Below are 23,112 nucleotides of genomic sequence, written 5' to 3' on the forward strand. Positions count from 1 at the left end.
ATGTTGGCGAGGCTGTAGTCCATCTTTCTGCCCAATCGCGTGGAGGCCTGCGCTCGCACGGCGAGCGAATCGTAAGCTGCTCTGCCACAGGTCTCGTGATTGGCACGGTCGAGGACCCGAATCTTCCAACCCTGCCGACTCCGACGCCCCCGGACCCCCAGATGTAAGCGAACCGGGTCAGATCCAGCTTCTTCGCATCGAGGCTTACTCACTAGAGCTTGCCAGCCCAACGCACCACCCGCCCCACCGTGGTGAAGTGGACACCAAAGTACCGAGCGATTTCTGCGTAGCTGCACTCCCCGGTTCGATGAGCGGCGCGTATGGCGGCGCCGCAATCGGGCTAGGCGTCAGCAATCGCCTCCAGGGACGGAGGCGGTGGGCGCGGGGGACGTTGACGTCATCAGCGTCCCCCGCCTTGTCCCGCATCCGCTGCACACAGCCATCGCGGGCCGGATGGAGCAGACAGTTCAGGTGCTTCCTGAGCGGAGCTGCACCCACGCCGGCAGCTACGAACTGCTTGTGGCGCCGCCGTGCCTCTGCGCGCGCCTTGGCGAGGGCAGCTGGGGAGTCGAGGTTTTCCAACTGGCAGCACGCAGAACCGGGTTGCATGCGCCGTCGTCTCATGTATCACTCCAGCGAAGCGGTGACGATTCGCGTCGTCTTGTGGATCGTCCCAACGCAGATTTCCTGCACACCATGACCGAGCTGCCCGCACCCTCAACGACTACGCCGTCAGGCTCGCCTACGTCTCAACTCGCGGCCAGTTTTCACTTTCTGTCCTCGATCTCGGCGATTCACCTCCATCGAGCCCGCCCAACCCGCACCCCTGGACTGGCTGGAGCTCGACTCCGCGCTGCAGACGCTGGCCGCGATCAATGCCGACTGCGTCCGCGTGGTCGAGATGCGCGTGTTCGGCGGCCTGAGCGTGGACGAGATCACCGGCGTCATGGGCAGCTCCACCGCCACCGTCGGCCGTCAATGGCGCTTTGCACGCGCCTGGCTGGCCGAACATCTGAGCCCGTAACGCCATGAGCACCGACACGCCCCGCCCCGCCTCCGGGGTGGACTGCGACAGCGCCACGTTCGGCCAGCAGCTTCTGGCCGCTTTCGACGCCGTTGCCGATGTGCCGCCCGCGCAGCGCGAGGCGGCGATTCTGGCCTTGGGCCTTGAGTTCCCCGAACTCGAACGCGAGCTGCGCGCCCTGCTGGACCGCGACGCCCAGACGGGCCCGCTCGACGCCACCCTGTCCGCGCAGATCCAGCCCCTGCTGCAGGAGGCCTTGCCCGAGCTGGACCCCGCTCCCGCACAGGTCGGCCCCTACCAGGTGCTGCGCCTGCTCGGCGAAGGCGGGATGGGGCGCGTCTATCTCGCGCGCCGCAGCGACGGGCCGGTCAGCCGCGATGTGGCCATCAAGCTGATCCGTCCGGACCGCGCGGGTGAAGGACTTCTCGCCCGCTTCGAAGCGGAGCGCCGCCATCTGGCCGCGCTCGACCATCCCGGCATCTGCCGCTTCATCGACGCCGACAGCCTCGCCGACGGCACGCCCTATGTGGTGATGGAGGCCGTGCAGGGCGAACCGATCATCGACTTCTGCCAGCGCCACAGCCTCGGCCTGCGCGCCCGCGTCGAGCTGCTGCGCACGTTGCTGGCCGCGGTGGCCCACGCCCACGATCGCCTGCTGCTGCACCGGGACATCAAGCCGCACAACGTGCTGGTCACCGCCGACGGCCAGCCCAAGCTGCTCGACTTCGGCATCGCCAAATCGATCGAAGACGCGCAGGCCAGCGTCACCCGCACCGCCGAGCGTTTCTTCACGCCCAACGCCAGCGCGCCGGAGCAGCTGCTGGGCGAGCCGGCCGGCGTGGCCTGCGACGTCTACAGCCTGGGCGCACTGGCGTACGAGCTGCTCAGCGGCGCCCTGCCCTTCGACTTTCAGGGCCTGCGCGCTGCCGAGATCGAGCGCCTGGTGCTGCAGGTGGCACCGCCGCTGATGAGCGAGCGCAGCGCACTGCCCTGGGCCCGCGAACTCAAGGGCGACCTCGACGCCATCGTCGCCACCTGCCTGCGCAAAGCCCCCACCGAGCGCTATCGCAACGTCGACGCGCTCGACGCCGAACTGCAGCGCTGGCTGGAAGGCCGCCCGGTCACGGCGCGGGCCCCCAGCTGGGCCTATCGAAGCCGGCTGTTCATTCGCAGGCACCGCGTGGCGGTGGGGCTGTCAACGGCCCTGGTGGCCGCCATCGCCGTCTTCGGCAGCGGCCTCGCCCTGCAGGCCATGGAGCTGCGCGAACAGCGCAACCTCGCGGTGATCGAGCGCGATCGCGCGCTGCAGGTGGTGGAGATTCTGGAATCGGCGTTTCGGAATGCGGATCCGGGGCGGGCATCAGGTGACAAGGTGACTGCCCGCGACATTCTGAATGCCGCGACAGCGGGCGTCGAAGCACTTGAAGCTCAGCAACCGCAGCTTTTCGCGCGACTAGCTGCGACGTTGGCGAGAGTCGAGCTCGACCTGTCTCAGAACAATCGAGCGTCGACCTGGGTAGATCGAGCTCTCGCTGTAGAAGCGACCAATAAACTCCCGGATGAAATTCTTTCAAGCATTCTTTTCACAGGCGCCATGGCCATGGCAAGGCATGGCAACGCAAGCAAGGCAGAAGAACACCTCGAGCGGCTCGGCAGCCTGCAGACCACATCGCGACTGGAATTCCAGCTGGCTCACGCTCGCATCTTGATGACACGATCCAAGAACAACGAAGCGATCTCGATCCTGAATTCAGCAATTAGGGAATCACAGGTTCTCAACCTCGGCCCTGAATCGAGCATTGCGACCGAATTGCGCTGGACCGAAGCTGCAGCACTCGGACTGGCAGGCCGTCACAGAGATGCCGCAAACCTGATGGAGAACGTTATCGCGTGGCAACACAGCCAACTGCCAAGCGATCATGCTCGCATAGCCAGATCTCGACTGATCCGACTAATTCAGCTTAGCGACGTATCAGCAGATGAGTCAGTGGTGAATCATCTCGAAAATGAGCTAAGCGAACTCAAGAGAGTGTACGGTGAGTCCAGCACGCTTGTTGGACTCGGCACTGCAGCCAAAGCCAAATCCCTGTTGGGTCTCGGACAAGTTAATGAAGCGGCCCACGCGTACCAGAATGCCCTGGCAATTCTCGAGGGCTCGCTAGGCCGGGAACACGCACTAGTAAGCCAGCACAGGCTCAACTACGCCCACGTCCTGCAGAAAATTGGCAGCACCGAAAGTCTGAATTTGTCAGAGTCAATACTGCAGGAAGTTTACGAAATCACTAGACGACTTTACCCGAGGCTGGCACCAATTACACTGCAGACCCAAACCCAGTTGGCAATAGCAATGATGTCCAGCGGCAAGACCGATCAGGCCTTAGCCCTGCTGTCAGCGCCGGAATACAGGGACGCCCATCTTACGCGAAGCCGGGCGAACCTGAGTAACCAAATGCTCGCACTTGGCATGGCAATCAAAAGCAGGGAGTGCACCTCCAAAACCGAAACCTTCAGAGAAAATTGCTGGCACGTCGCCGAAAGGCTGCGCAACGCGAGAATTCTGATGGATCTTGACAACTAGAGAGAGAGTATAGGAAATAATCGCGCAACCGCCAGGAACACGAATGCTTCCCCTTGCGCACCACACAGAACCGGGGCACAAAGCCAATCGACCGCGCTGCGTTTTCGCCGAGACCGCTTCGAACGACCTGTCGACACTCCACACCACAAGACACCAAAGGCAGAATCCATGACTATTCACAGAACGGCGCTCAGCGCGCTCATTGCATTCGGATCGATCTTGGTCGCACCCCCTGCACTCGCAGAACTAATCAACTGTTCTGAGGGTGGGGCGGGCCAAGGGTCGTGCGAGAATGGCGAGTTCCTATTCGCCAATGAACCCGGGGAGGGAAACACTGCGGGAACCTGCTCACTAGAGTGTTGGAGCATGCTTAGACCTCCACCAACCCCAACCATAACCTGCATGAGCGACGGTCTCGAACACTATTGCGAGGTTTGGCCACGGAGCCCGTTCTTCACCTATATCTGGGAGTACTCGGGCCCGTTCTTGATGACGCTGCCCCAGCATTCGACGTTCCCCTTCCAAAGATTGTCTTGCCAACGACATCCGGCCGAAGGGACCGTTAACGTTTCGATCATCAGCTCTTGGGGACAGCGCTCAAGCGACAGCGCGCGAATCCACTGCCAAGAAGTTCTCGTGAATCAAACCCCATCACCAAACCTTCCGACGCCACCAGTACCCGTACTGCATTAAGTGGGGCCCTGAGGAAGCTGCGTTGGAGCTTGCCAGCCCCGCGCACCACCCGTCCCACGGTTGTGAAGTGGACGCCGAAGTGGCGGGCGATTTCCGCGTAGCTGTACTCCCCGGTGCGATGGGCGGCCAGCATGGCGGCGTCGCGGTCGGAATAGGCGGCAGCAAGCGCCTCCAAGGACGGAGGCGGTGGCCGGCGATGGGCGCGGGGGACGTTGATGTCATCAGCGTCCCCTGCCTTGTCCTGCATCCGCTGCACGAAGGCATCGCTGCCCAGGTAGACCTGACGGTTCAAGTGCTTCCGTAAGCTCTCCCGTCAAGCGGACAAGGAATTCCTAGAACCTTCGGTTGCTTGGGCTTTGCGCTCGGCGGGTGTCATCCCGTCGAGGGCGTCATGGGGTCGTTCCTCGTTGTAGTCGAGCATCCACCACCACGCCGCCTCGCGGACGTCGTCCAAGCGAGAGAACAGGTGCGGGTCCAGGACCTCCTCGCGGAATGTCCGGTTGAAGCGCTCGATGTAGGCGTTTTGATTGGGCTTGCCGGGCTGGATGTACTGGATGGCCATACCTTGGGACTTCGCCCAAGCCACGAATGCTTCGCCGAGAAACTCAGGGCCGTTGTCGGTGCGCAGCACCTGCGGCAGCCCACGCTCGCGCTGCAGGCGCTCGAAGACGCCGATCAGGCGCTGCGCGTTGATCGAGGTGTCGACCTCGATGTGCAGCGCCTCGCGGTTGAAGTCGTCGATCACGTTGAAGGTGCGGAAGCGTCGGCCGCAGGCGAGCGCGTCGCTCATGAAGTCCGCCGACCACACGCTGTCGGGCAGTCGCGGCACATACAGCGGTACGCGCTCGCGTTTGGGCAGACGACGCTTGGCGGGGCGGCGCAGATTGAGCTTCATGGCCTTGTACACGCGATAGATGCGCTTGGGATTCCAGTCGGGACGCCGGCGCCGCAGCAGGTCCGAGCACTTCCAGAAACCTCGGCTCGGCCGCTCGCGCACAGCCTCTGAAAGCGCTGCGATCAGTTCGGCATCGCGCACCGTCCAGTCCAGTGGCGGGGCGTACCAGGCCGAGCGCGACAGCCCGATGCAGGCGCAGGACCGACGCAGCGGCAGGCGATGGGCTTCCGAGAGGAAACGCACCGCCTCGCGCTTCTGCGCCGGCGCTACAACTTTTTTGCGATCAGGTCCTTCATCGCCGAGTTCTCCAGCGCGAGGTCGGCGTACAGGCGCTTGAGGCGGCTGTTTTCCTCCTCGAGCTCGCGCACGCGCTTGAGCTCCGAGGCTTCCATGCCACCGAACTTCGACTTCCACTGGTAGTACGTCGCCACACTGATCCCGGCCTGCCGGCAAACGTCCTTGACCGGCATACCCGCATCGGCCTGCTTGAGGATCGAGACGATCTGCGTCTCGCTGAACTTTGACTTGCGCATCTGAACCTCCTGGCTGGGAAACCTTGCCAGAAAGTTCTAGAAACCTGTGTCCGCAGTACCGGGGAGCTTACGAGGCCTGCGCCCCGACCATCGCGCCGTAGCTGCTCCAGGGCCAATCGCCAGCGTCGGCCACCATGCAGGCGCGCACCGGGTTCAGCACCACATAGCGCGCGAGTTCCAGCAAATAGCTGTCGGCATCGACCAGGATCGCCTTGTAGCGCCCCTGGAACAGATGCCCGCTGCGGCGGTGCCGGCGGTTGCTGTACTGGGTGAACACCCCGTTGAGCTGGCGCATGCCCTTCGACAGATTGCCGTCGGGCGTCTCGATCAGCAGGTGGTAGTGGTTGCTCATCAGGCAGTAGGCATGCACCACCCAGTTGAATCCACCCGCCACCTCGCCCAACAGCTCAAGAAACCGCGCGCGATCACCATCGTCCTCATAGATCGCCTCACGCCGATCCCCACGCGAGGTCACGTGATACAGCGCCCCTTCGAACTCAATGCGAATCGGTCGAGCCATGCCGCCGAGCCTAACCCCGGCGGCACCCCGATGCTACTTTGCTAGACCTGAAGACTCATCGCGCCGCCCCCGACTGCTGACAGGACAGTCCAAGGTGCGGAACCTAGCTGGCTCATGTCCAGCAGCAGTAGGAGGCGGCGATGACACTGTACGCAGCGATTGATCTTCATTCCAACAACGGGGTGCTGTCCGTCATCGACGAGCAGGACGAAGTGGTGTTCGAGCGACGTTTGCCGAACAGCTTGGAGCACGTGCTGCAGGCGCTTGGGCCCTTCCTCAATGCGCTGAAGGCGCTGGCGGTGGAGTCGACCTACAACTGGTACTGGCTGGTCGATGGCCTGATGGATGCCGGCGTTGATGTTCGTCTGGTGAACACGGCCGCGATTCCGCAGTACGCAGGCCTGAAGCATGGCAATGACCACACGGATGCGCGGCATCTTGCCCATCTGCTGCGCCTGAACCTGCTGCCCGAGGGCTACATCTACCCGCGTGAGCGACGCGGCGTGCGCGATCTGCTGCGACGACGCTTTCTGCTGGTTCGCCAGAGCGTGACGCTGACCAATTCGCTGCAGAGTGCGTGGTCGCGGCGTATGGGCCACGGCATCCGCACCAACGACCTGCGGCAGCTGACCGGCGAGGCGATCGAGAGCACGTTCATGGACGTTCATGAGCGCCTGGCGGTGCTGTCAGAACTCAAGCTGTTGCAGTGTTTGCACAGCCAGGTCGACCAGATGGAACGCTGGGTGCTGGAGTCGATCCGTTGCACGCCCGAACTGCAAGCGCTGCGCAGCGTGCCGGGTATCGGTGTTGTGCTCGGTAGCACCATCCTCCTGGAGACGGGCGAGATCTCACGCTTCGAAAGCGTCGGCGACTACGCCTCGTACTGCCGCATGGTCGAGAGCACGCGGCTCTCCAACGGCAAGAAGAAGGGCAGCGGCAACGCCAAGTGCGGCAACCGCTACCTGAGCTGGGCGTGGATCGAAGCCGCGAACTTCGCGATCCGCTTCAGCCCCGAGATCCGCCGCTGGTTCGATCGCAAGGCGAGCAAGAAGCCGCGCCCGGTGGCGATCAAATCCGTGGCCCACAAGCTGGCACGCGCCGGCTACCACCTGATCAAAGACGGAGGCCACTTCGATGTGAAGCGGGCGTTCGGCTAAGCACACCGGCGGCGCCTGAGGTCGGAACATGGGGTTGGTTTGCAACCACCAGATCTGAATGATCCAGGCGTCGTCGGACCCGATTCAAAGGCAGGGGCCGCCTGCCCGGCGAGCCAACGAAGGGTTGGACGCGCACCGCGCGAACCACGTTACCTGTGCAGCCAAAACCGGCCACATGGACGCCAGGGCAGAACCGATGAGTGTTTGGGGCAGCGATGCCTGGGGCTCCCGAAGGAGCCTAGATCCAAAATGGTGACTGGTGCGGCCAAGAGCCGCAGCCACACGTGAACACAGGCGGGGACGGTCAAGCCAAGAGCGGGTCAGCAGGAATAGAGAGAAGCCCGGGAAGCGGGAGGAGTTTTGTCAGCCCTGTTGACACGGGCGGCGCAATGGTGACCCCGGATTCTCCTCCTGAAAGTTCAGCGCGGAGAGAAGCACTCTTTCACTTCGGTCAGAGGCGCCGGCGTTTGGGTGCCAAGGAAGCTGCGCTGGTTGGAGATTACGAATCTCCATTCGCTCCCGCTGCGATGGAAAACCAAATCCTTCTGCACGATTCCACCACCAAGAGCCAGCCCCGTTAGACGCACGCAGCCGACTGTCGTTGTGCCGGAAGCTTGTTCCAATATCGAAATCTCGAAGTCGGACCCGAAACACCCGCGAAATCGAAAGACCCCACAGTCCTTTTTCAGACCGTCCGGAGAAATTCCGCCGTCGCGCAGCAATCGAGAATAGTACTGATTCATCTCATCCTCCAAATATGGCGAGAGCTTCATCAAGTACTCCTCTGCGGATTCAACGGAGGAGAACGCCTCGACAGCGCCTTCAAATCTGGAGAACGCGGCACCGAGCGATGTTTCCAGTGGGTTGCCGCCAGTTGATCCGGCCCCCGAGAGAACCCCCGAGAAAAGCAAGCCAGATGCAACACATATTAGTGCAGCCATCTTCTCCCTCCTGCAAACGAATCAGGTATCACAGCCCTGCCCTCTTGAATCTTTCAGCTTGGTATCGCGGCAGATTCTTGAGATGCTCTGGCATGCTTTGATCAGGGGTTAGCATTCGGGCAGCCCTACCCAACGCCCCCGTATTTTGACGCACAAGATCAACCGGATTTGCCTCGAAGCTATAAGTTACACCCAATTCAAAATATTCCTCCAAGAACTGGGGAACAAACCTCTGCGCGCTTAGCCCCACAGTCAAGTCCATCATTCCATCACGCCTAATACCGATCTCTGCAGAGAAATACCCTACTTCAATTCCATTGGAGTACCGCTCCAACCCAGCGAAGGCCGTTTTAGGGTCAACACTGAATCCGTAAGACCCCCCGCCGCCCAAGCTAACAGTCCCGCTTCCATCCTGTGCGACCGTGAGCGATATCGCGTCCGTCGCCTGAAGCTTCGCTGAGAGCTCGGCATTTTGATCAACTGCGATCTCGATAAAGTCTCCAACTTTCGCCTTCATAGCAAGCTGAGTGCGGAACGCTGAAGCAGCCTCGTTAAACGCAAACGCCATCGCCGCAGTAATCGCACCATTCGCAAACTTCCCACCGCTAGCCGCCGAAGCCGTTCCACCAATCAGCGCGTGCACCCCCGCCCTGACAAAATCGTTGGGCGCATTCGCAGTAGCAGGTCCCGCGGCCTTTGATATTCCAGCACTCGCAAAGCCATGTCCAAACTTCCCCCCCTGCATCACACTGATCACACCGCCAGCAGTCGCGTGAGACAAGACTTGTCCAGCGAACTGGGGGCCTGTGAGGTTGGTGTTGAACACACCATCGAAGTTCGCGCCGTTGCCTGCGCCCACACTTTCAAAACCTATACCAATCCCGTGAAAAATACCGGCACCGAAGGCCCCCCACAATCCACCTTCCAGACTGCCCGTAGCCACAACACCGGACGTGAACCCGATCGCCACCGCCCCCCAGAAGGATGCCGCAAAGGTAGGCGCCAGGACCGGCACGAAGACTGAGATGGCAATGGCGACAATCTGCCTCCAATACTTCTTAACAAAACTCAACCCCGAAGGATCCGTATAGCTCAACGGGTTGTTGAGCACATACGAGTACCGGTTCAGGTTCTGCGCGTTGTACGGCTCCTGCACGATCGGGTCGGGGGAGAGCATACGCCCCAGCAGCGGGTCGTACAGCCGCCCGTTCATGTGGATCAGGCCCATGCGGTCCACGTGCTCGTGGCCGGTGAAGCCGCGGGTGGTTTCGGCGTTGACCTGTGGGTTGATGTCGGTCGGCGCCACCGCAGGCAGCAGGCTGGCCCACAGGCCGGTGCCCGACGCCGCAGCGCGACGACTGCCGTGGGCATCAAAGGACATGCGCTCCACCACCACGCCGTTCTCGTCCACCAGGGTGTCGGTCGAGCCCAAGTGGTCGGTGAGCAGGTAGCGGTACTTGCGGGTGGGCGTGGGCTGCTGCGCGGTCACGGACTCGGTCAGCAGCAGGAAGCCGCCGATGCTGCGCCGGCGCTCTTCGGCACCGCCGCTGCGCAGGATCCACTCCACGCCGCCCAGGTAGCGGGTCAGCTTGGCCGGGGCATCGCTCGATTCGTCCAGACGCAGGTAGCGGCCGCCGCCGGCGTACCAGAAGCTGGTGCTCTGGTTGCTGATCGACAGGCGATCGGCGTTGCCGGCGCCGTCGAAGCGCACATCGCGCACGGTGCTGGTGAAGCCGGGGCCGGCGTTGTGGCCCGTGGTGCGCGTCATGTTGCCGGCGGCGTCGTACTGATACGCCTGAGCGCCGCGCGCGGTGACCGCGTGCGGGCTGGCGCCGCTGTTGCTGCCGCCACCCGACAGGCCATTCAGACCGCAGCCCGAACGTCCGGCATAGGTGTAGCCCACGCCGTTCTTGCTGCAGATGTTGCCCAGCTTGTCGTAGCTCAGCGTCAGCGTGGTCGTGTTGGCACCCGGCGTGAGTGAGATGCCACTCAAGCGCGCCTCGATCAGGCGGTTCAGACGGTCGTAGACGAACACTTCCTCGCGGCCTTCGGCGCGCTCGTCCTTGCGGCTGAGCAGGTTGCCCTGGGCGTCGAACACGTAGGACAGGTTCTGCACGGCGCTGTGGATCTGGTTGTTGGACCAGGTGCCGGTGACGATGCGCGCCAGCCGCCCGGTGACCTCGTTGTATTCACGCTTCTGGGTCAGTTCGACCTTGCCGTGGCGGCGGTCCAGCGTGGTCTGTCCGCGCACATCGGTTTCCAGCAGCTCCCAGAACACCAGCGAGGGTTGGCCGGCATCGCGCACGCGACGCAGGAAGCCGTGGGCGCTGTACATGTTCTCGACCCTGCCGCCGGTGGCGTCCTGGGTGGTGGCCACTCGGCCGATGGCGTCGTAGGTCGTGCTTTGGGTAAAGGTGCGCTGGCTCAGGCCGCTGCCGTTCAAGTTCGGCTCAAGGAAGCGTGTGGTGACCTGGCTGGGGCGACCGAAGCTGTCGTAGGCAGAGGTCTGCTGGAACTCGCCCTGGTCGGCGGCCACGCCACGGTAGCCCGCGTAAGTGCTGCCGACGCGGTGGCGGCGCAGGGTGCTCTCGATCTGCCCCACGCCGTTGGCGGCCAGGTCGTAGATCGTGAGGTCGACGCTGGAGTGCTCACCCGTAGCGGCTGTCGGCAGGATCGACGCTTCTGCGTTCGATGGTGTCGTTGCAGCGTTCGTGGTCGAGGCACAGGTCGAGCGCAGCGTCTGGCTGCGCCAGCTGCGACCGAGCGCATCGAAGTCGGTGACCGTGGCGTAGCCACGCGCGTCCTGGCTGCAGATCAGCTCACCGGCGGCGTTGTAGGCATAGCTGGCGGTGCCGGCGTCGGGGTCGTTCTGGCTGATCTTGCGGCCAAGCGCGTCGTAGCCGATGCGCGACACGATATCGCCGTTGCCGGCGTTACGCTTCAGGGCGACCAGGTTGCCCGCGGCATCGTGGGCGTACTTGGCTTCGAGGCCTTCCGCGTCGGTGACCGTGAGGACGAGGCCCGTGGGATCGTGCAGCTTGACCTCGGACAGGGTGACCACCGTCGGCGTCGCAAAGGGCGTTGTCGCGCGGCTGAGATGGGTGCGGGTGGTGGTGCTGAGGCCCTGGTACTCCATTTCGGTGCGAGCCACGGTGGTGCTGCCAGTGTCTTCCGGCAGACGAATGGTCAGAGCGCGATCGAGCACGTCGTAGGTCGTGCGGGTGCTGGGCTTGGACGCGCAGCCAACGGCCGTCGACAGCTCCGGGCGCAGGCCGCTGATCGCGACGTTGCCCACGAAGAAGGGTTCGGTCACCGCCACCGTACGACCACGGCCGTCGTAGGTCTTGCACACGCCGATCCAGTCGTTGGCAGCGTTCTCGTCGTAGCGGTTGAAGCTCTCACTGAGGGCAAACACCTCGCGACCCAGACGGTCGAAGTAGGTCACCGAGCGGGTGCCGCCCAGGGCATAGGAGGTTTGCCGGAACACCGCGCCGATGTCAGAGGGGCAAGCAGCGACCTGGCCGCTGGCGCCACCGCCGGCGCACCAATGGAACTCGCTGACCGTCTTGGCGCCGGTGCTGTCGGTGCTGGTCTGCTGACGGCCCAAGGGTCCATAGGTCGCGGTGGCGCTGCCGCCATTCAAGCGGTCGGTCTGCAACACATTGCCCAAGGCATCGCGCAGCTGCACGGTTTCGAGCGCATAGAGCCCACCGTCGGGCGTGCCGTCGAAGTGCGGCGACAGCGTACGCACGGGGTAGCGGCCCTGGCTGTCGTACTCCGTGCGGGTGTGGCGATGCACGCGCGTCAGCGGCAGACCACTGCTGCCCGCCGGGCGCTGCAGCAGCAGACTCGGGTCCCGACATGTGGAATCGGGGACGTCTCCGCTGCACACGAAAGTATCGGTGACGTTGCCATAGGCATCGCGTAGTCGAATCGTCTTCAGTTCAGACGGACTGTCATTGGGGGCGATGGCGCTGGTTGTGGTGGACAAGCCGGCCACGCGCTCGACCGTAAGGGCGCCGGTGCGCGTGACACTGCTCATGTCGTACTCGAAGCGCGACTCGCGGTTCAGGCTGCTGGCCGGCTCAGCGTGCGCCCCCTGGCGCCAATGGGTGACCCTGCTCTTTTCCAGTCGGCCCAGACGCCAGTAGTTGAGGTCGCTGGTGGTCGTTGGCTGGGAGCTGGACAGCCAGGTATTGACCGTGCTGACGCGAGTGACGCAACGGGCTGACGGGCAGCGTGCCTCAGGAGTTTGCGCGGAGACGCGCGCGACGGCCTCGGTACGCAGAGCGGCAAGCCCGCTGTAGCTGGCGCCATTGGCCGTGCTGACCTCGCTGTTCGCCAAATCACCCCAGGCAGTCTGGTAATTGAACAGGTTGACAGTCTCGGACAGGCTCGCAATCCCTGTGGCTTCCGGGTTGCCCTTGGCTTCGAACGAGGCCTGGATGTACGGGAACACGCTGCGCTCGCCCGCGATGCCGGTAACGGTCACTGCATGGGCCAAACGGTTGCGGGCGTAGCTCAGCAGGGTGCCGGCAGGCTCATCGAAGAACGTGTTCGAATTGCCGGGGAATCCGCTGGCATTGAAGCAATGACCGGACGTCTGCTCAGGCCCGGACAGCAGACAGTTGCGTAGTCCGCTGGGAACAGCACCGCTCACGCGGTACTGCCGGGACTCGCGCGGCATGCCGATGTAGGGGAAGCCGTAGCGCACGACGCCGGTTTCCGGATCGTTCGCTGCCAGCCCGTACTCGGTGATCGAGACGATGTGGTTCAGCGCGCCGCCCGCACCGGGATCAAAGTTCGCATCGATGGTGCGGACCTCGCGGAAGCCCAGCATGCCGCGGCCACCGGCCTGCATGCGTGCGCCGCGGTACTGGTACAGAAGCTCGCTCCTGCGAGCGGAATTGCCCAGGCTCGGCGCGTCACTTGCGACGCGGGAAACCACGTACATGCCGCCCAGCAGATCCTGCACCGGCGAGCCATTGCCGATGGAAGCCGACTGCGCGCGCGAGCCCGGCTCGCGCAGGTAGACCGCGCCATTGGTCAACGGCTGATAGGTGATCTCGGTGACCGCACCGTAGCCGTTGGTGATGGTGTTGACGTGGGCCAGCGGCCTGAAGCGACCGGCGCCACCAAGGCCGTTCTGGCTGGTGCGCAGTAAGCGGGCACGGTCACCGCCATCCGGCCCCATTGGCACATCGAGATAGTCGGTACGGCCATCGCCATCGAGGTCCGCGAAGAAGAAGGCACCGTGCCTTGGATCGAGGGTGAGGATCAAGCCGGAAACACCCACGCGTTCGAGAAGCGATGGGGTGACAGCCGAGGTCGACACGCCGCCATCGGCGAGTCCGCGGCGCATCTGCCAGGACGACTGCCGGCCAGAGCCGCTGGGATAGACCAGATCGGCGCGTCCGTCGGCATCGAAGTCGAGGACACGGAGATAGTCGCGGCCGTGGATACCCGTCAGGGACTGCACAGGGATGAATCCGTCACCGGTGTTCAGCTCAATGTCGAGCTGTCCGGAGGTCTGCGAAGACCAGACAAGATCCATGAGGCCATCACCATTGAGGTCGGCAGGAGACGGGTTGAGCTGATCGCGCACCCCGGTGCCAGTCGGCTGCCACTCGTGATACGGCGCCAGCTGCACCTGTCGATTGACCGGGTCAATGCGCTGGACCACGGCAGCCAGGTGGTAGTTGCGAACGGTTGTTCGGGTCTGAACGCCGCGCCGCACAGTCAGCGCGTTCTGGACGAGAGCATCGAGCTGCTTTCCGGACGACGGGATCCAGAAGCTGGACGCCTGCTCACCCGCTTCGACGGGGCGCGGCAGCGAACAGTCGGGGCACAGCTCCTCGTAGATCTTGTCGACCATGAGCAGAAGATCGCCGCGACCATCGCCGTTCAGATCCATCGGGTTGGGCGCTCGCCCCCAACGGCTGGACGGATCCTCGAAGCGAACACGGCACTCCCGAAGGGTGGGCTGGCCGAGCACCGGGCCGGGGCCCTGACCGGCAGTTGCACATTCCGCAAGCTCGCCGTCGAAGTCCAGCCGTACGCTGTACGCGCGTGAGAACGCGTATCCGCTGGCGGAGCGCTCCATCAGCTTGATACGGATGACGTTGCCCTCGGGCGAGCTGACTTGGCTGCTCGGCGAGCCATACACGGCATCGAGCAAGCCATCGCCATTGACGTCAGCCAGCTGCACCAGCAGGTTGTTGCCAAGGTTCACGGGCAGGCAGTTGGCGGCATCCGGGTCGTTTTGCGGGCAGGTGCTCAGCAGCCCGGCCGACTGGTTGAAGACCTGCGCCGTCGTGCTACGGCCGTTGGAGGGATAGATCTGCCAGCTGTGCACCTGCCCCGCTGCCGGCGGCCTGTCTGCAAGCCAGAGGTCGTCGCGCCCATCGCCGTTGTAGTCCTGCAGAAACCAGGCGCCCGGCAGATCAGAGTAGGAGCGGAGACTGCAGGCATGCCGCTGGGTGCCGACCTCGAGATCGAAGTGCTGCTGTCCATCGATCGTCTTGGGCGTACCAAAGCCCGTCCAGATGCGCTGAGTCCCCCAGGGCAAGCCGGCAGGGCAGTGTCCCGGTGTGGCGGTCCGATTGTCGAACCACACCAGATCCATCAGACCATCGCCGTCGATGTCACCGAGCTGGTGACCCTTCACATCTTCACGGGTGTAGTTGACGAGGTTCGGGTTGAAGAACTGATCCATCGATAGCGAGCCGGGGTTCCAGCCGAAGCGGGTCGGCTGATAGCACACGGCGTCGGTTGCCGCGCTGCTGCACTCGCGCAGTTCGCTGAGAACGCCCTCGCCAGAGATCGGAAGAGTTGCGCCGTAGGTAAGCCGATACTGGCGGATCACCTGACCCGAGGACAGGCTCGCAAGCGAATCGACAGACACGAGGCGCTTCGTGCTGCGCACCCGCATGCCCGCCTGCCAGCCGGCACGCTCCTGGGTCACAGGCAGGTTCTCGTAGTTGAAGCGGAGCGCCGCGAACGCCGGCTGCGCTGCCCCAGCTTGACCGTTCAACTGCACCTTGCCGGTGTACTCCACCCGGCTGAGCACCTGCTCGCCCTGGGCTTGGTCAGTTGCGTACTGGTAATCGATAAAGTTGCCGAACGAATCCATCCGACGCGTCAGCGCGAAGGCAAGCACTGGCGCGTTGGCGGCCGGCGCCACCGCGCTGCCGTCATTGCGCCGCAGCGCTGCGTCAGTCCTGGGCACCGGAGCGAAGTTCGAGGGCATGAACGGCAGCCCCTGACCGCTGATGCTGTCGCCGTACCAGGACGTGGTGCCGTCTTTGGCTTGGACGACAAAGTAGTTCGGGCCGTTGACGCCGTCGGTATTGAAGGCACGAATGCGCGCGAGGCTGTCAATCTCTGTGCGGAACTCCATGCTTGCTGCATTCGGGGCATAGCTGCCCGCGACCAGCATCAGGCGCTGGCCGTCCAAGCAGTAGCGGTCACTCTCGCCGAAGCTCAGCGGCGGGCTGCCGGAGGCGCTGGCTTCTGCATCTCCCGCCTCCGCCGTCTGCCGGCAGCGGCTGATGGAGGACGCGCCCGCGATCGACCAGCCGCGCCCCATCACCCCCATGCCGCCCTGCGAGCTGTAGGCCAACGCCATCTCGGGCGCCACGCCTGCACGCCCCGGCACGACCGCCAAGGGAATCGAGTACGTCGCCGAGCCGGTTTCGTCCACGCGGAACGTGCCGGCGGTGGCGCCGACGCCGTCAGAGGCGAAGGCGACGGTGGCCGGGACTTCTGTGGGCGCTTCGTGCGCCAAGCCAGGGACGGACTGAACGGTCAGGTCGACCCTCGCGGACTCGCCGACGGCCGAAGGCGTGGCCGAGTCAATCGCGCGCGCTCGGACCTGATAGCTACCGGCTGTGGCTGGAGCCGTCCAGCTTGCCCTCCATTCGCCCGAAGCGCCCGGAATGCTGGCCGCCACGATGGGCCCACCAATGTCCGAGCCGTTCCGGCTGACCTGGAACTCAACCCGCGCAGTGTTTCCGTCGGGGTCGACGGCTCTGGCTCGCAGCGCAACCGTCGCGCCAGTCGGCTGAGGGCCTGACACCGGCTCCAACAAAGTTACCTGTGGGGACAGATTCGGAGGCGCCGTGCTGACGCGGATGTTTACCGGCGCTGACGGCAGGCTACGCGGCACACCGTTGATCGTCGAGAAAATCCTCGCAGAGAGACGATAGTCGCCCACAGCCGGGGGAGTCCAGGCCAATTCGAAAGGCGGGCTTGTGTCGCCGCCCAGGAGAACCTCGCCCCAATTCGTCTGTGCACTGCTATAGAAGAACTGGACAAAGGTATTCGATCCTGCCGCTTGAGTCTGAGTCTGAATTCGAATGGGCTGTGCCAACGGGAAGGGGAAGGCGGCGCCTTCCAGGGGCTGTGTTATAGCGACGGCCATGGAATCGTTTGCCGAGGCTTCCGGGAGCAGCGCCACCCAGTCGAGGCTGAAGTACTCCGGGAAGAAATCCGCATGCGGCACATAGAGCGTCATGCGACCAGCGTAATCCGACTGGAAGTTGTAGGGCAGTTCGACTGACTCCAGTTTGTAGCCGTTCTCCGCTGCGCACGCAGGCAACGAAACGCTCTCCAGTCCCGCTGCACCACGCAAAGAGAGGGACTCGACATCGACCACAGGAGTCAACTGCAGAGAGAAGTTAATCGGACCTTCACCGCCGAGACCTTCGAATCCGACACCTAGCGCGTGCGAGAAGGGGCGCCCCTGCAAAGCTTCAGTCAAACCAGCGCCTGCGGCAGAACCACTGAACTCCTCCTTGTAGCAGGCGAAGAAACGGTAGACGCCACCCTGATTGAAACGAACCCTCCATCTTTGCCACTCGGCTGGCTTGCGCCCAGCGATAACGCAACTATCCGAAATCTGCTGGTTGCTCCAGCCACAGTGGATGGTATCGACATCGTCATTCCTGGGGTTGCCATGAAATCCGCCTATTGCTGCAGGAATGATATAGGGGTCGGTGTCAAAGTAAGAAATACCGGCACCACGGAGATCGTAGCGCTCAGCCTGAATCACGCCTGGAATGGAATGACCCGTGCCCGCCGGAGAACAGTTGGGAGTTCCCGCAGGACAAGACTCGATCTGCTGCCAGTCATAAGGCGCGTGTATCGCAACGGGCGCACTGCTGGTCTGGACTTCTGCACCACTGGTGTCATAGGCGACAGCGAACACCGTCTGCATGCGCTCACTCTGAAGCGCAGGACTCAGCGGCAGTTCGGCGCGTGCGACGAAGTTCGTGCTTCCGGAAGTGGTCGGACGCACGGTCGCCAGCAAGTTCGAAGCGACACGGGTGTTGCGATAGAACTCGACGCGGTCAAAGTTGCCTTCGCTGTCCTGGAATCGGGCCTCCAGACTCATCAACTGGTTGCTGGAGAAGATGTTGTCGCTGTAGCGAAGGGAGTTTGGTACACCGTCTGCGGTGACCGTCTGCGGTTGTGGGCTGGGTCGAACCAAGGTGGCCGAGCGCGGCGCTGTGTTGGTTCGAACCTGAAGGGTTCGCGGCGCCGAGTCGACTACCGCACCGTCGTTGTCACGCACGCGCGCGATCACCTGATAGTCGCCGACCGGGACTCCAGCCCAATTAAAGGTGAAAGCGTTGCCACCCGCCGCGACGCCGCTTCCAATCAGTGTGGCGCCGCCGGCGCCGTGCCGGAATTCAACGGACGTGATCGACCCGTTATCGGTCGCGGTGGCGCGAAGCTCGATCGCTCCGGGCGCAGTGATCAATTGGTTCTGCGTCGGCGACGTCAGAGCAACGACTGGCGGGGGATTCGTCGATACGGTGATGTCGCGCGTAGCCTCCCGCCAACCGTCCTGATTGTCAAAGGCCCACGCCCGCATTCGATAGCTGGCCGCGGTCAACCCGTTGGCAGGGTGTGTGTAAGGCGGGAGGCTATCGCTGCTTCGGGTCGCTTGCCCGCTGACAGTATTGATGAGCTCGAAATCCACGCGCTTGATCGACCCATCCGAGTCCGCGGCAGACACCTCAAAGACTACATTGGCCGGCGCAGTGAAACTGGACGCAACCGGCTGCACGAATGTAATCGTTGGCCTCGCATTCACCGAAAAATGAACGGAAGTTTGGGTTTCGTTGCCCTCGTTGTCGAGCGCTCGCGCGGTCGCCACGTAGTTTCCCGGAGCAGTCCAGGGCAAATTGGCGCCGTAAGGGGCGCTGCTGTCCACTTGCGTGAAGATCTGCGCCTGGGTGCTGCGGTTGCGGACTTGAAACGTGACGCTCACGACCGAACCGTCGCTATCCGTCGCAGTCGCCGACAGCTGGACCAGGTTGCCCTCAACGATTGCGAGATCGGGTGTTGGCCACGTGAAGGCCACGCTCGGCGCGGTGGACACCACCGGAACGGACAGCTTCGCTTGAAGGCCCAACGACTTGCCGCGCATTTGCTGGTCACCGGCCGTCACGATCAACTCGCAGGTGCCTGCACCAGAGGGCGTGATCTGGACCAGCCTTTCTGAAGTGGTCAGGCTGACCCCAGGGCAAGTGACCGAAAGATTGGTTGGATCCTCGTTGCCCAAGCCAAGCGCGAATAAATCGCAGGCAAAGACTTCGACGTTTGCCGCCTCACCAGCGCGAAAGGTATCGCCCTCGACCGGGGTGATGAAGCCGACCCTGGGCGTCGGAATGCAGTCGAACCCGACAGGACAGCCGCAGGGACCCGGATCGGCGACCAGCTCCTTGCTTTCAGCAGGTTCCTGCCTTGCTTCCGACCCGGCACTGCCAGAGTCAGGCGATGAGAAAGCCTCACCCCACATCGCGAAGGCTGTTCCGGCCACTAAGGCCGCGAGTACGAAGGTAAGCCGCATCCAGATCTTCATGTCGTTCCCAGGGATTAGCTGACGAGTCCCGGCCGCAGCACGACCCGAAAGCTCCCGCGATGGGAGGCTTTGTGGTCGCGAAAAGGGCCGGACCTACGCCTACTCGGAAAACGGCAACGAAATCGATCAGCGCCCTCGAAGCAGCGACAGCGCTGCCCACACGAGAGCTTTCAGCCCAGCCTGGGCAGGCCTCGAATGCAGGGGCCAAGCTGTCTAAAGGCGTCGGACTGCCGGCCTGGGCTCGTATCCATGGCCCGGCGGTGCCGCGTGCCATGGAGGGCGAGCGCGCGGGTTGCGCGCGTCTTGGTGGGTTCCGCGCAACGCAGCGCAGGATGGCAAGGGCTTGCGGCGGCCACGCACCTCTGCGCCGCGACCGGAGTCGCAGCCGCTGATCAAGGGAAGATGGTCTGGATCAGCCTTGTCAGGTCACGGCGGCAGCGTACCCCTGAACTCCCGGTCCAGCAGCTCCGCCGCCCACGCTTCGCGCCCGTCGGTGAGCGCATGCACGACCACTCGCAGCCCTTCCTGCTGCCAGGCGCCCGTCGATCGGAGGTAGCCGAGGGACGGGGCGCGGTAGATCAGCAGATCACCGTTGACCAGGAACGGCGCGTAGGCGAAGGGCAGATCGAGCGTGACATCCAGCAGGCCCTCGCGCCGACTTGCCAGCTGCCAGCGCCAGGCGGTGCCAAAGGTGGCATCCGGACGAGCCTCCGCCGCCATGGCGTGGGTGTCGTCGGCGGAGCGGAACTGGCGCGCGCCAAGGTCCGCCAGCTGCTCGTCCGCCGCTAGATCGGGCGTTCGCAACGATGCCATCGAGGCCGCTTCCGGCACCGACTGCACCGCTGGATTCGCGGCGCTGATGTCCACGTCGAGCACGCCTTGGAGCTCAAGCCCTTCGCTGGCGACGGCACCGCCGTCAGTCGTGAGCAGCGCTCCGCGAAAGGGATAGGCGATGTAGCTCCAGTGCAGTCTGACGCGCTCGCCACGTGCTTCGGCGCGCACATCGAAGCGCCGCAAAGGCTCCGCACTGACGGCCGCACTGACGCCTTCCGGCAGATTGAAGTCGATGCGCTTCTGCACGGCCCCTGAAAGGGCGTCGATGACCAGCAGGCGACCTTCGCCGCGCTTGCCGGCTTGGCCCAAGGCGAGCCAGCGCTTGTCCACCGGCGCGAGCAGAAGCGCCGGCTCTGGGGACGTCCACAGAACTCGACCGTCCTTCAGATCGCGCGCCTCAGGAAAGCCTTGCGGGTTGGAGAGATAAACGCGCTGATCCTCGGACTGCACCCACAGGCCTTCGCCCAGTTCGACGCTGGCGGACTGTGCGCGGGCCAACGCGGGGACGCCGCAGGCCATGACGAACCCAAACCCGAGGCTCGATGCGATGCGGCAGACGATGGATGAGGCGCTCATTCGAAGCTGTCCTTGAAGATCTCGTTAGGCTGCGGAAGATCGAGCACCCACGCGCCACGACCCAAGGTGCCCGCGACCAGCACGCGGTCGGTGTGGTCGAACTCCAGTTCGTAGATCACCACGTTGGGCAGGCCGGCGCCGAGCTGTGACCAGGTGGTAAAGCCGCTGCTCGCATAGGCCACGTAGACGCCGCGGTTGGCGCCGACCACCAGGGCGGGGTCGATCCCCGGAATGAACTCCATGGTGCGCAGCCGTCCCGGCGCCAGTCCGCTCACCAGATTGCCTGTGATCAGGCTGAAGTTGCTTCCGCCATCGGTCGAAAAGTGCGCGGTGGTCTGCGTGATCGCGAACAGCCTGCTTGGGGTATTCGGGTCGACGCTGACGTCAACCACGGTTGCGGGCAGCGCGGCGACTTGATTCAGCGTTGCGCCGTCCTCGGCGCGCAGGTGAAGACCGGTGCCCGCGCCCAAGAAAAGAAAGCCCGGATTGCCTGAAACGCCGTAGACGACGGGATCGCCGTTGAACGGATTGATGCGCACGGTGGAGATCCGATTGATGCTGTCGGCGCGATCCAAAGACTCGTAGACGCCGTTGGCCGCACCGATCACCAGGCGGGTACCGTTGGCGAGGTTGACAGCCAAGGGCGTGTAGAACTGTGCGACCACGGCTGGGCTGCCGTTGAGCAGGGCGCGGGCCGGCGAAGTGCTGGCGGTCTGCACGTTGCTGGCGTTGAACGTGCGGCGCCGGAACGAGCCCAGGTTCTGGAAACTGGTGTAGCGGATGGAGCTGGTCGTCGACGAGCGGTCGTCGACCGCCACGTCTCCACCGTCGCCGGTGGAAAGGCTGTCGAAGATCGGCGAGCCGGGCGTGCGCAGCTGGGTGGTACCCGTATCCTGCGCGCCGCCAATGACGCGGTCGGAGAGCGAATCCCAAGCGATGCCGTGGTACTCGGTCGTCTGGAGATCGCCGTTCAATGAGAGCCAGGTACCCGCCGTCGAGGCCGCCTGGGTTCGCTTGTAGATGCCGCCATCATCGACCTGGACCAGATCGCCGGCAGCATCGAAAGCCATGTCGCGTGAGTCGGCGTGAGGCGAGGAATTGTTGGGTGTACCGCTGTGCGTAAGCGGTGTCCAGCGCGATCCTGCAGCCTGGCTGGCATCGCCGCGAAACAGGCGCCCGCTGTAGTCGTTGGCTCCAATCGAGTTCGGGAAGAAGCTGGTACTGCCGGACACACCCTCACCGAAGTAGGGCTGGCGGTCACCACCGATATAGACCAGCTGCGGGTTGCCCGGGTCGGCCGCAATGGACAGATGGATGCCGCCTTGGCCGCCCGGATGTGCGCCGAAGGCGACGCCGTTCTGCTCGGTGGTCACCGGCACACCCAGATCCGTCCAGGGCGCGAGACCATCCGCCGAGCGGAACACCGCGGAAAGGCGGCCGGTGTCGTCGACCACGGCGACAAAGACCTGTCCAGCCGGGCCGACCGCGAGTTCGGTGCGGCGCGTGCCGACCGTACCGACGTTCATGCGCGCCTCGACGCCAGCATCGGATACGCGCGTCCAGGTCACGCCGAGGTCGGCGCTGCGGAAGATGCCGCGCGCACTGCCGCCCGTGACGGCCGCATACAGCACATCGGGGCTGGCCCGATGCCCAGCGAGATCCAGGGTGGCTCCCGCGGGCAAGCCCGAACCTGCCGCACCCGAAAGCAGGGTGAACGCGCCTCCGGTGTTGGTCGAGCGATGAATGCCGTTGTCGGTAGCGGCCACGATCACGTCACCGCGCGGAGCCACACCGTGGATCTCGCGGTTGGCGAGTGCACTCAGGACGCTCCAGGAGGTGCCTTCGTCGGTGCTGCGCAGCAGTCCGATCAAGGCGCCGCCGTCGCGGCCCAGGCTGGACGTTCGCGAGACGCCGGCGACCACGGTACGCGACTGGGCGTCGGTCGGGTCCAACTCAATCGAGCCGATCGAAAGCGAGCCCAGGGAATCGGTCAGGCGGGTCCAGTTCGGCGCCGCCGCCGTGGCATTGGCCGTCCGCCAGACGCCGCCGTTGACCGAGCCGACGTAGACGATGCCAGCGCTGCTGGGATGGGTAGCGACCGCATTGACCGCCCCCACCACCTCGCGATTGATGATGTTCTCGACCTGGCCGTTGTGGGACGGGCCAGGGCCAATGGCGCGCCACTGGGGCGCTTGACCGGCGTGTGCGCTGAGCACAACAAGAATGAGCGGCAAGGCTGCCGCTCGCGATACACCCCTGAGACCCATTTGACCCACCCTGTGCCACCCCACCGACCGGGAGCCCGGATCGTGGTGCGCCCCATGGCTCATGTCAATGCATGACTTACGAGCTATCGACCGCCTGCCGAATGATCGGAAAGGCCGCCAACAGCGGAGGGCGTCATGACGCACAGAAACTGCCAGCCCGATAGGATCTCAGGCCAAAAAAGTGGGCGGCCGGACAAGCCTGCACCGCCCACGTTTCACCTAGA

General features: G+C 63.9%; 9 protein-coding genes and 1 pseudogene. 3 read left to right on the forward strand and 7 right to left on the reverse strand.

The window, feature by feature from the left end:
- Positions 1-802: 802 nt before the first annotated feature.
- Both H4O13_11795 and H4O13_11800 read left to right on the forward strand, forming a co-directional pair.
- Positions 803-1,024, forward strand: a complete 222-nt coding sequence (locus H4O13_11795) for a hypothetical protein (protein ID MBE5316069.1) — start codon at positions 803-805, stop codon at positions 1,022-1,024.
- 4 nt (positions 1,025-1,028) lie between these two features.
- On the forward strand, positions 1,029-3,602 hold the full coding sequence (locus tag H4O13_11800; GenBank protein MBE5316070.1) for a serine/threonine protein kinase: 2,574 nt from the start codon (positions 1,029-1,031) through the stop codon (positions 3,600-3,602).
- A gap of 577 nt (positions 3,603-4,179) precedes the next feature.
- Here H4O13_11800 and H4O13_11805 read toward each other — a convergent pair.
- From H4O13_11805 to H4O13_11815, 3 genes and pseudogenes are all read right to left on the reverse strand, one after another.
- Positions 4,180-4,587, reverse strand: a complete 408-nt coding sequence (locus H4O13_11805; protein ID MBE5316071.1) for a hypothetical protein — start codon at positions 4,585-4,587, stop codon at positions 4,180-4,182.
- Positions 4,588-4,608: 21 nt separating this feature from the next.
- Positions 4,609-5,723, reverse strand: a protein-coding gene (locus tag H4O13_11810; GenBank protein ID MBE5316072.1) for an IS3 family transposase whose coding sequence is annotated in 2 segments (ribosomal slippage) — positions 4,609-5,471 and positions 5,471-5,723 — 1,116 coding nt in all. Because the reading frame shifts where the segments join, the coding sequence is not laid out codon by codon here.
- A gap of 82 nt (positions 5,724-5,805) precedes the next feature.
- Positions 5,806-6,243 (reverse strand): annotated as a pseudogene (locus H4O13_11815) (transposase).
- Positions 6,244-6,383: 140 nt separating this feature from the next.
- Here H4O13_11815 and H4O13_11820 point away from each other — a divergent pair.
- Positions 6,384-7,400 (forward strand): IS110 family transposase, encoded by a 1,017-nt coding sequence (locus H4O13_11820; GenBank protein ID MBE5316073.1) that lies wholly within the window; start codon positions 6,384-6,386, stop codon positions 7,398-7,400.
- 419 nt (positions 7,401-7,819) lie between these two features.
- Here the strand turns inward: H4O13_11820 and H4O13_11825 are convergent, their stop codons facing one another.
- The 4 genes from H4O13_11825 to H4O13_11840 form a co-directional block, all read right to left on the reverse strand.
- On the reverse strand, positions 7,820-8,341 hold the full coding sequence (locus H4O13_11825; protein MBE5316074.1) for a hypothetical protein: 522 nt from the start codon (positions 8,339-8,341) through the stop codon (positions 7,820-7,822).
- A 28-nt stretch (positions 8,342-8,369) separates the two neighbouring features.
- Entirely contained in the window at positions 8,370-19,211 is a 10,842-nt protein-coding gene (locus tag H4O13_11830) for a VCBS repeat-containing protein (protein MBE5316075.1), read from the reverse strand.
- A gap of 426 nt (positions 19,212-19,637) precedes the next feature.
- Positions 19,638-20,621 carry a hypothetical protein gene (locus H4O13_11835; protein MBE5316076.1) on the reverse strand — a complete coding sequence of 328 codons (984 nt, stop codon included), beginning with the start codon at positions 20,619-20,621 and terminating at the stop codon, positions 19,638-19,640.
- The gene (locus H4O13_11840; GenBank protein ID MBE5316077.1) at positions 20,618-22,855 is read right to left on the reverse strand and encodes an RTX toxin; all 2,238 of its coding nucleotides are present in this window, start codon (positions 22,853-22,855) and stop codon (positions 20,618-20,620) included. The genes H4O13_11835 and H4O13_11840 overlap by 4 nt, the downstream gene beginning before the upstream one ends.
- Positions 22,856-23,112: the final 257 nt, after the last annotated feature.

The organism is Lysobacterales bacterium (assembly GCA_014946745.1).
Lineage (GTDB): Bacteria > Pseudomonadota > Gammaproteobacteria > Xanthomonadales > Xanthomonadaceae > Aquimonas.

Bases quoted from the DNA above. Each gene is read 5' to 3' on its own strand.
- H4O13_11825 (MBE5316074.1), bottom strand. From the start codon at position 8,341: ATGGCTGCACTAATATGTGTTGCATCTGGCTTGCTTTTCTCGGGGGTT.
- H4O13_11835 (MBE5316076.1), bottom strand. From the start codon at position 20,621: ATGAGCGCCTCATCCATCGTCTGCCGCATCGCATCGAGCCTCGGGTTT.
- H4O13_11830 (MBE5316075.1), bottom strand. From the start codon at position 19,211: ATGAAGATCTGGATGCGGCTTACCTTCGTACTCGCGGCCTTAGTGGCC.
- H4O13_11820 (MBE5316073.1), top strand. From the start codon at position 6,384: ATGACACTGTACGCAGCGATTGATCTTCATTCCAACAACGGGGTGCTG.
- H4O13_11800 (MBE5316070.1), top strand. From the start codon at position 1,029: ATGAGCACCGACACGCCCCGCCCCGCCTCCGGGGTGGACTGCGACAGC.